We start from the raw sequence: 8,458 nt of genomic DNA, 5'->3' as shown, positions 1-8,458 counted from the left end.
ACTACTACTGCCTTCGTGGCTCGGGACTTGAACCCTATAGAATGTGTGCATGCCTGGCACACCAAAAAAAGCAGTAATCACTGATTGGATTACTGCTTATATCATCTATAGTAACAATTTAGTTTTTAACTACGTTTGCAGCTTGCGGTCCGCGTTCACCTTCAACAATTTCAAAAGTAACCTGCTGGCCTTCTTCCAAAGATTTAAAGCCTTCTTCCTGAATTGCTGAATAATGGACAAAAACATCATTTCCTTCTTCGAGCTGAATGAAACCATAGCCTTTCTCTGCGTTAAACCATTTTACTACACCGTTTTCCATGTAAATAATCCTCCTAAAAACTTTCACGTTCATCATAGGAAACGTGGTAATACAAAGCAGATTAACAGAACATAAAAATAAGACAGCCAGTATAGAATTGCAGGATCACATTCACATCCACTTCTATAGAAGCTGCCTATGTTATATATGAATCCGTACATCTTCTTTGCTTGTGTCTAATATAGCTTAATTATATGCTTCAGTCAAGAAATTCACTTATGTAAATTAAAAATTAAATCAATTGATGTTTTTACATGTAACTGCTCCATCATTTAACAGCCCGATACTTGCCCCACTTGCCGATACTTGCCCCACTTGCTTTAATTACCCTAATGTCCGGAAGGTAATGTTATATTTTCCGGTGTGTTAAAGAAATGACTTTTTATGTATCAAATGAGTAAAAAACAAGTCCTGCTTCTGATATAATAAAAATATAATGAAAACGTTTTAATAATTATGAGCAAATCAGTAAGCGGAAAGGGGCATCTTTCATGAAAACGGACATTGATATTGCACAAGAGACTCAATTAAAACCGATTGGTGATATCGCTTCAGAATTGGGGCTGTCGGCAGATGATCTGGAACCGTACGGCCATACAAAAGCAAAACTGTCTGATCAGCTATTACAAAGACTGCAGGATAAACAGGACGGAAAAGTTGTATTAGTTACCTCTATTAATCCGACTCCGGCAGGGGAAGGAAAGTCAACGGTTACGGTGGGACTCGGACAGGCATTAAATAAAATAGGGAAAAAGGCTGTCATTGCCCTTCGAGAACCTTCTTTGGGACCTGTGATGGGACTGAAAGGCGGCGCAGCAGGCGGCGGTTATTCACAAGTGCTGCCAATGGAAGATATTAATCTGCACTTTACAGGAGACTTGCATGCGATTACCACCGCAAATAATGCTCTTTCTGCCATGATTGACAACCATATTCACCGTGGAAACGAATTAAATATTGATCCGCGCAGAATTGAATGGAAAAGGGTTATGGATATGAATGACCGTGCATTAAGACAAATCGTTGTCGGACTGGGCGGTCCTTTGCGTGGTGTGCCAAGGGAGGAAGGCTTCAATATTACGGTAGCTTCGGAAATTATGGCTATTTTATGCCTGGCTACAGGGATGGATGATTTAAAAACGAGGCTTTCCAATATCGTCATAGGCTATACGTATGATGAAGATCCGATTACGGTTAAAGACTTGAAGGTGGAAGGGGCGCTTACGCTGCTCCTGAAAGACGCCATGAAGCCAAACCTTGTTCAGACTACAGAAAATACTCCTGCTATTATTCACGGCGGGCCATTTGCCAATATTGCACATGGCTGTAATAGTATTATGGCAACAAAAACCGCAGCCAAACTTGGTGATTATGTTGTAACAGAAGCAGGTTTTGGTGCGGATTTGGGTGCAGAAAAATTTCTTAATATAAAATCGCGGTCCGGCGGTATTGAGACGGATGCGGTTGTCATTGTAGCTACCGTACGTGCATTAAAAATGCATGGAGGTGCAGCCAAGGACCAGCTAAAGGAAGAAAATGTAGAAGCATTAAAGGCCGGTATGGAGAATTTGAAAAAACATATAGAAACGATTGAAACTTTTGGCCTTCCGTTTGTAGTTGCCATTAATAAATTTCCAACCGACACGGAAGCGGAAACAAATTTTATTCAATCCTGGTGCACATCGCGAAATATCGATGTGGCCCTGACCGATGTCTGGGCAAACGGGGGAGAGGGAGGTATTCAATTAGCGGAAAAAATAGTGGAAAAAACAGATTCCCGAAAGAGAGATTTTGATTACTTGTACGATTTGGATCAAACATTGGAAGCTAAAATAAGGAAAATAGCGCAAACCGTATATGGAGCAGATGATATTGAATTATCATCCAAAGCCAAAAAACAAATGGCTTATTATGAAAAACAAGGATGGGGAAAGCTGCCGGTCTGCATGGCGAAAACACAATACTCGCTTTCTGATGACCCAAGTCTCCTGGGGCGTCCCGAAAACTTTACCATTTTGATCCGGGAGCTTCGTCCATCAATAGGAGCGGGCTTTATTGTTGTATTGACAGGCGATGTCATGACAATGCCGGGCTTGCCAAAAAAACCTGCTGCTTTAAATATGGATGTAACGAGTGAGGGAAAGGTAAAAGGATTATTTTAATTGAACATCTTTATAAAAAAAGAACCATCACGGCACAGCGAACCCGTGAATGGTTCTTTTCTTATCAGCAAAATACAGCCGGTGCATAGGAAAATATTTGAGAAACAAACCATTACCCGCGAACCGGTTTTTTTCGGGCGCGGCCGCTGTTTAACAGCCAGTTATGCTGGAAGATTTCTGTAACAGCGAGCAGCGCCCCGGTTAATACGGCACCCCAAAACGTCACTGATGTATTTACAAAAAACAGGGCACCAAAGTAAATGACAATAGCTGACACACCCCAATCAATAAATGTGTTCAGCCAGTTTGTATTTTTATTGAGTATAGCAAGTTCCATTGCATATCCGATAAAAGCTAATAATACACCAATGATTATAGGCTGATACCAGCTTGCAAAATTGACATTCGGAAAAATCCAGGAAGCCAGAATGATTCCAATTGGAGTGACTAGCAGCTTTACAACCAAACCAGGCATCTAATCCCACCTTTAATATTTGTTGTGGGTTAGTGTCTCTCAAATATATGAGAATTATTCCAATTAGATGTACAGCATGCCCAGAACTAATTTACTCCTGTATAATTCGTTTGGCTCCCAAGTATCGCGTCTCCCAATAGGAATTGCTTAACTCACCTATATCTACCCCGCTTGATTCTCCGGCATGAATAAATTCCCCATTCCCTATATAAATACCCATATGGGAAGGGCCGGGCTTATATGTTTCAAAAAATACGAGATCCCCTATGGATGGGGAATCCACCGGCTCGGCAAAATTCCAAACTTCACTTACCGTTCGCGGTATGGTAATGTTTTGGGTTTGAAATATATATTGAATTAAACCGCTGCAATCAAAACCCCCGGGAGATTCGCCTCCCCAAACATAAGGGGAGCCTATCATGGCCCTTGCTTCTTCTACTGCACCTTGTGAATAGGAAGCGGTGACTTCTGCCTTTTTAATTTCTTTTTCCTGCTGTTGATCCTTTTCTTCGATTGTACTATTTACTTCCTCTGCGTCCTGGTTTACTTCAGTATTTTCCGGCCCTTCCGCTGATTGATCATTTTCATCCCGGCCGGATTCATACAAAGAAGCTAAATCATCCCGGGTAACTTCCTCTGATAATTCTATCCCATGCTCTTCTTCGGCGATCTCCAGGGCTTTTTTTGTGAGCGGTCCAAAAATCCCGTCCAGTTCCCCTTCATAGTAACCAAAGTATTGCAAAGCTTTCTGGACAATCTTCACATCTTCCCCGTGCATACCGGGATAAATTGATTCTGACAGCTGCTCCACTTGTTTCAGGTATCTTTCTTTTTCCATTTTTATTATGGTGCGTATCGTATCTTTGTCAGCCTGGCCGTAAGAGGCTAAATAATGTTCCGATTGTATCTTTTTTAGTGCATGCTCTGTTAATAATCCGAAATCGCCATCTATTTCATCATTATAATAAGACAGTTTTTTTAGCTTTAGCTGAAGAATCCTGACCGATTCTCCATGCTCACCGTATTGAAGCTGTTCCGATTTCAGCAATATTTCATTTTGCAATTCAGGGTATGCATCAACGTAAAGAACGAGCGGCTGGCTCAACACATAGCTATATAGGACGGATTTTTTTACTACGTGTTCTACCGTACCGTTAATCATGCAAAAATCCCCTTTCATTTTTGGGTGTCTATAAAGTATTATGAGGAAAATGGTTATTTATGAATTACGATCACATTACAATGATGGTAAAATGCTGTTTATGTTACAATGGGAAAAACAGACGAAACAGGAGGCATCGAAATGATTAAAGGTGAACAAGCTTATCTGGATTTATGCAAGTTTATTATAGACGAAGGCACAAAAAAAGAGGATAGGACAAATACCGGCACATTATCTGTATTCGGCCATCAAATGCGCTTTGATTTACAGGATGGTTTTCCCTTATTAACGACCAAAAAAGTGCCATTCCGGCTCGTGGCCAGTGAACTTCTCTGGTTTATAAAAGGAGATACCAATATACGTTATTTGCTTGAACATAATAATAATATATGGAATGAATGGGCATTTGAACGCTGGGTGAAAAGCGGGGACTATGAAGGACCAAATATGACGGACTTTGGGAACCGCAGCCAGCGGGATCCTGAATTTAAAAAAATATATGATGAACAGATGAATATATTTAAAGATAAAATATTGAATGATCAAGCATTTGCCGATAAATTCGGGGAACTGGGGTCGGTTTACGGAAAACAGTGGAGAAATTGGAAAACCTCCAATAATGACACGATTGACCAGTTAAAAGAGGTAATTGCGTCAATTCGGAGCAAGCCGGATTCCCGGCGCCACATTGTTTCCGCCTGGAATCCGGAAGATATTCCATCCATGGCGCTTCCGCCATGCCACACATTATTCCAGTTCTATGTGGCCGACGGAAAATTATCTTGTCAACTATACCAAAGAAGCGCCGATATTTTCCTTGGGGTGCCATTTAATATAGCAAGCTATGCCCTGTTGACCCATCTCATTGCACATGAGTGCAGCCTGGAAGTCGGGGAATTCGTGCACACCCTGGGAGATGCACACATTTATTTAAACCATATGGAACAAGTGAAAACCCAGCTTGGCAGGGAAATACGGGAGTTTCCGAAACTGAAAATCAATCAAGAAAAAAATTCCATATTTGACTTTGATTTAACCGATTTTGAAATAGTTGATTACCAGCCTCATCCATCCATTAAAGCACCTATTGCAGTTTAACAGGAGGGAAAATCTTTGATTTCATTATTAGTAGCAATGGACCGGAACCGTGTTATTGGGCACAACAATAAACTGCCATGGCATCTTCCCAGGGATTTGCGTTTTTTCAAAGAAAAAACTACCGGCGGAACAATTATTATGGGCAGGAAAACATTTGAATCGATTGGCAGAGTGCTGCCGAAACGCAAGCATGTTGTTTTAACAAAGCAGGAGATGGATTTTCCGGAAGAGGTTGAAGTGATATCGGATATATCCAGTGTACTGGAACGCAATCGGAAAAATCCGGATGAGGAATATTTTGTGATCGGCGGAGGTAAAATTTTTACACAAATCATGCCTTATGCCGACAGAATGTACATTACATGGATTGATGAAGCATTTGAAGGGGATATTTATTTTCCCGATTTTTCTAAAGCGGACTGGCATTTAACCTCAGAGGAAAAAGGGGAGAAGGATGAGAAAAATCCCTATGATTATTACTTTTTACAATATGACCGTAAATAATTAATGATTGAGGAGCTGCTATGACGACTGTTACCGGAATCATTCTGTCTGGAGGAAAATCATCCAGGATGGGGGAAAATAAAGCCTTATTGTCTTTAGGCAACAAAAAGGTAATTGAGCACATTTATACAGAATTGAAAAACTGCTGTGATGAAGTGGCAGTAGTGGCAAATGATCCTTCAGCATATGCCTTTCTTACCAGTAATATTATCAGTGACCGTTTTCCCGGAAAAGGACCCTTAGCCGGACTGGAAACAGCTTTTTTTCATAAAAAGGCGGACGCCTATATTATCTCTGCCTGTGACACTCCCCTTATTAAAAGGGAAGTCTATGAACACCTCTATTCGCGGGTCCGTGACTTTGAAGCGGCCGTGCCGGTATTCGACGGGCAAATCCATCCGCTTTCAGGAATATATCGAAGGTCCGTTATAACAGCTGTAAAGCAACAGTTAAATAAAGGTGAGCTGAAGGTGAAAAGTTTTTTTGAAAACATTCATGTAAACTATGTAGATGACTTTGGTTCCATTTCCAATGAAACATTACAACAGCATTTTTTTAATATGAATACACCGTCCGACTATGAAAAGGCCAAGTTATGGTATGATTTGTCCAATTAGTGAAATGCATGTTAAACTATTGATGTTTCTATGGTAAGGAAGTATAATATTTTATGAGCATGACGTGTATTTTTATTTCAACGCACTCTCCCTAAAATATTATAGGTAAATAACATAAAGAAGGTGAAATCGTGGCGAGCATCGGTTTTCCAGGTTTGATTTTAATATTGGTTGTTGCATTAGTTATTTTTGGCCCCTCCAAATTACCGGAAATCGGTAAAGCAGCAGGTCAGACGCTAAGGGAATTTAAAAAATCTGCTAATGACCTGACGGGTGATGTGAAAGATGAAGTAAAGGAAGTAAAGGACATAGCAACTAAAGGAAAAAACAATTAGAAACCTGAAATATATATAACAGGATTGGGTAAACGTGAGCAGGCAACTGTCTGCCAAAAATCTTTGGGAGTGAATGTAAATGGCTAGTATTGGTATCCCGGGGTTAATTTTAATACTTATTATTGCGCTGATTATTTTCGGACCATCTAAACTGCCGGAGATCGGCAAGGCTTTTGGAGGTTCTTTGAAAGAGTTTAAAAAAGCCACAAAGGACATATCATCAGATGAATCGTCCCAAAAGGAAAATGAAAAATAAGAATCTAAAACTGATGTGAAGGTGTAAGGCAGATACCCTTGCATCTTCTTTTGTGTTTATTAAGAAGAAGTCGCCCCGGCTGAAGAGGTGAAATGAATGGCTGAACATGAAGCAGATTTAAATGAAAAGGAAATGAACCTGGTCGGACATCTTTCCGAGCTGAGAAACAGACTTATTGTAACTGCTGTTTTCTTTGTTGCATTTTTTATTACCGGTTTTATTTTTGTGGAAGATATTTATTATTTCTTTATTAAAGATTTGGACTTCCAGCTTACTATTCTCAGTCCGGGTGAAGCAATCTGGCTTTATTTTATGATGGCCGGACTGGTGGCCATCACAGCTACCTTGCCGCTTCTTGCCTATCAAATATGGGCTTTTATAAAACCGGGACTGACCCCGCAGGAAAGAAAGGCAAGCATACCATACATTCCAGCCATATTTTTATTATTTGTGAGCGGTTTTGTTTTCGGCTATTTCATGTTTGTGGAATTGATTTTACCTTTCCTGCTCAGTATCAGTGAAGGTATGTTTAATGAAATGTTCACAACGGAAAGGTATTTTAAATTTGTACTGAGGGTGACATTGCCTTTTGCTATTTTGTTTGAAATTCCGGTAATTTCAATGTTTTTAACCAGCCTTGGAATTTTAACTCCGGAGTTCATGCGCAGAAAAAGGAAATATGCCTATTTTATTCTCATTGTCATCAGTACGATCATCACACCGCCCGACTTTATATTGCCGCTAATCATTGCAGTGCCGCTGGTTGTTTTATACGAGGCAAGCATATACTTATCAAAACTTGTTGCACGCAAAAAAGAGGAAAAACACCGGAAATTCATGGAAGAGTAAGAGGGGGTAGACATGCGTTCTTTTTACCATTTCTTAATGACCTATCGGGGAAAGCTCAAACCGGATGATCGCAGCCGCCTTGCGGATTGGGCGTATAAGTCCTTCGATTTCCCGAAGCATTCGGCAGACTATGATGAGATCAGCAGGTTCCTGGAAACGGAGAGCCCCTTTCCAAGTGCATTAACTGTCTTTGATGAGCTGTGGGAAATTTATAGTGAATTTGATTAATGGTGCTGATCAGCACCATTAATTTATTGTCATTCCGATTACATCCTCAAAGCGTATAGGAATTTCTCCACGCATTTCTCTTTTTAGCATTAAACACTGTCTCCCTCTATCCATCCTTTTTATTTTACCGGTATAGTCCATCACGCCTCCATTTTTAAAAACAGACAAGGTAACGGTATGCTCCTGCAGATAAGCTTCCATTAGCTGCCGGTTCATGCTTTCTATTTCCTGCGGGTCCAAAACCGGTTTGCGTTGTTTCCTGTCTTCTTCCCATAATTCTTTCAGCATTTCCGCATGCTCGGGCAGCATAAGTGTTGTCCATTTTATATTTCCTCTGTCCTGTACCATTTTCCTCACCTCTCATATTATTATACGGGAACATTAGTTCGTTATTCAATGTAACTTTCTTCCTTTTCATGAATTTTTGCCGAGCGGAGACAGCCTGCCGGAACA

The 8,458-nt window shown here is 40.4% G+C and carries 12 protein-coding genes; 8 read left to right on the top strand and 4 right to left on the bottom strand.

Annotated elements, in window-relative coordinates; all coding sequences use genetic code 11:
* Nucleotides 1-118: 118 nt before the first annotated feature.
* A complete protein-coding gene (locus GHD25_RS18980; protein WP_164219826.1) occupies nt 119-319 on the bottom strand; it encodes a cold-shock protein in 201 nt (66 codons plus the stop codon).
* 491 nt (nt 320-810) lie between these two features.
* Here GHD25_RS18980 and GHD25_RS18975 point away from each other — a divergent pair, with 491 nt between their 5' ends.
* Complete coding sequence (locus GHD25_RS18975) at nt 811-2,481, top strand: formate--tetrahydrofolate ligase (protein WP_164219824.1); 1,671 nt, start codon at nt 811-813, stop codon at nt 2,479-2,481.
* Nucleotides 2,482-2,593: 112 nt separating this feature from the next.
* Here the strand turns inward: GHD25_RS18975 and GHD25_RS18970 are convergent, their stop codons facing one another.
* On the bottom strand, nt 2,594-2,956 hold the full coding sequence (locus tag GHD25_RS18970; protein WP_164219822.1) for a DUF2512 family protein: 363 nt from the start codon (nt 2,954-2,956) through the stop codon (nt 2,594-2,596).
* A 91-nt stretch (nt 2,957-3,047) separates the two neighbouring features.
* Nucleotides 3,048-4,118 carry a C40 family peptidase gene (locus GHD25_RS18965; RefSeq protein ID WP_164219820.1) on the bottom strand — a complete coding sequence of 357 codons (1,071 nt, stop codon included), beginning with the start codon at nt 4,116-4,118 and terminating at the stop codon, nt 3,048-3,050.
* Between the two features lie 141 nt (nt 4,119-4,259).
* Here GHD25_RS18965 and GHD25_RS18960 point away from each other — a divergent pair, with 141 nt between their 5' ends.
* From GHD25_RS18960 to GHD25_RS18930, 7 genes are all read left to right on the top strand, one after another.
* Complete coding sequence (locus GHD25_RS18960) at nt 4,260-5,216, top strand: thymidylate synthase (RefSeq protein ID WP_164219818.1); 957 nt, start codon at nt 4,260-4,262, stop codon at nt 5,214-5,216.
* A gap of 15 nt (nt 5,217-5,231) precedes the next feature.
* Complete coding sequence (locus GHD25_RS18955) at nt 5,232-5,720, top strand: dihydrofolate reductase (RefSeq protein ID WP_164219816.1); 489 nt, start codon at nt 5,232-5,234, stop codon at nt 5,718-5,720.
* Nucleotides 5,721-5,740: 20 nt separating this feature from the next.
* Nucleotides 5,741-6,337: a molybdenum cofactor guanylyltransferase gene (gene mobA / locus GHD25_RS18950; RefSeq protein ID WP_164219814.1), complete on the top strand. Its 597-nt coding sequence runs from the start codon at nt 5,741-5,743 to the stop codon at nt 6,335-6,337.
* 128 nt (nt 6,338-6,465) lie between these two features.
* Nucleotides 6,466-6,672 (top strand): twin-arginine translocase TatA/TatE family subunit, encoded by a 207-nt coding sequence (locus GHD25_RS18945; protein WP_164219830.1) that lies wholly within the window; start codon nt 6,466-6,468, stop codon nt 6,670-6,672.
* Between the two features lie 79 nt (nt 6,673-6,751).
* Complete coding sequence (tatA, locus tag GHD25_RS18940) at nt 6,752-6,928, top strand: twin-arginine translocase TatA/TatE family subunit (protein ID WP_164219812.1); 177 nt, start codon at nt 6,752-6,754, stop codon at nt 6,926-6,928.
* Nucleotides 6,929-7,024: 96 nt separating this feature from the next.
* On the top strand, nt 7,025-7,777 hold the full coding sequence (gene tatC, locus GHD25_RS18935; RefSeq protein WP_164219810.1) for a twin-arginine translocase subunit TatC: 753 nt from the start codon (nt 7,025-7,027) through the stop codon (nt 7,775-7,777).
* A gap of 12 nt (nt 7,778-7,789) precedes the next feature.
* Nucleotides 7,790-8,005 carry a YozE family protein gene (locus tag GHD25_RS18930; RefSeq protein WP_164219808.1) on the top strand — a complete coding sequence of 72 codons (216 nt, stop codon included), beginning with the start codon at nt 7,790-7,792 and terminating at the stop codon, nt 8,003-8,005.
* Between the two features lie 18 nt (nt 8,006-8,023).
* Here the strand turns inward: GHD25_RS18930 and GHD25_RS18925 are convergent, their stop codons facing one another.
* A complete protein-coding gene (locus tag GHD25_RS18925; RefSeq protein ID WP_164219806.1) occupies nt 8,024-8,353 on the bottom strand; it encodes a YolD-like family protein in 330 nt (109 codons plus the stop codon).
* Between the last annotated feature and the right edge of the window lie 105 nt (nt 8,354-8,458).

Origin of the sequence: Virgibacillus aidingensis, assembly GCF_010994035.1 — a bacterium.
Lineage (GTDB): Bacteria > Bacillota > Bacilli > Bacillales > Amphibacillaceae > Virgibacillus_N.
Note: the sequence above shows the minus strand (reverse complement) of the source record. Positions and strands in the feature narration are given on the sequence as shown.

What these genes read in the sequence shown, in the direction of transcription:
- GHD25_RS18980 (WP_164219826.1), bottom strand. Translation starts at nt 319, where the DNA reads ATGGAAAACGGTGTAGTAAAATGGTTTAACGCAGAGAAAGGCTATGGT.
- GHD25_RS18975 (WP_164219824.1), top strand. Translation starts at nt 811, where the DNA reads ATGAAAACGGACATTGATATTGCACAAGAGACTCAATTAAAACCGATT.
- GHD25_RS18970 (WP_164219822.1), bottom strand. Translation starts at nt 2,956, where the DNA reads ATGCCTGGTTTGGTTGTAAAGCTGCTAGTCACTCCAATTGGAATCATT.
- GHD25_RS18965 (WP_164219820.1), bottom strand. Translation starts at nt 4,118, where the DNA reads ATGATTAACGGTACGGTAGAACACGTAGTAAAAAAATCCGTCCTATAT.
- GHD25_RS18960 (WP_164219818.1), top strand. Translation starts at nt 4,260, where the DNA reads ATGATTAAAGGTGAACAAGCTTATCTGGATTTATGCAAGTTTATTATA.
- mobA (WP_164219814.1), top strand. Translation starts at nt 5,741, where the DNA reads ATGACGACTGTTACCGGAATCATTCTGTCTGGAGGAAAATCATCCAGG.
- tatA (WP_164219812.1), top strand. Translation starts at nt 6,752, where the DNA reads ATGGCTAGTATTGGTATCCCGGGGTTAATTTTAATACTTATTATTGCG.
- tatC (WP_164219810.1), top strand. Translation starts at nt 7,025, where the DNA reads ATGGCTGAACATGAAGCAGATTTAAATGAAAAGGAAATGAACCTGGTC.
- GHD25_RS18930 (WP_164219808.1), top strand. Translation starts at nt 7,790, where the DNA reads ATGCGTTCTTTTTACCATTTCTTAATGACCTATCGGGGAAAGCTCAAA.
- GHD25_RS18925 (WP_164219806.1), bottom strand. Translation starts at nt 8,353, where the DNA reads ATGGTACAGGACAGAGGAAATATAAAATGGACAACACTTATGCTGCCC.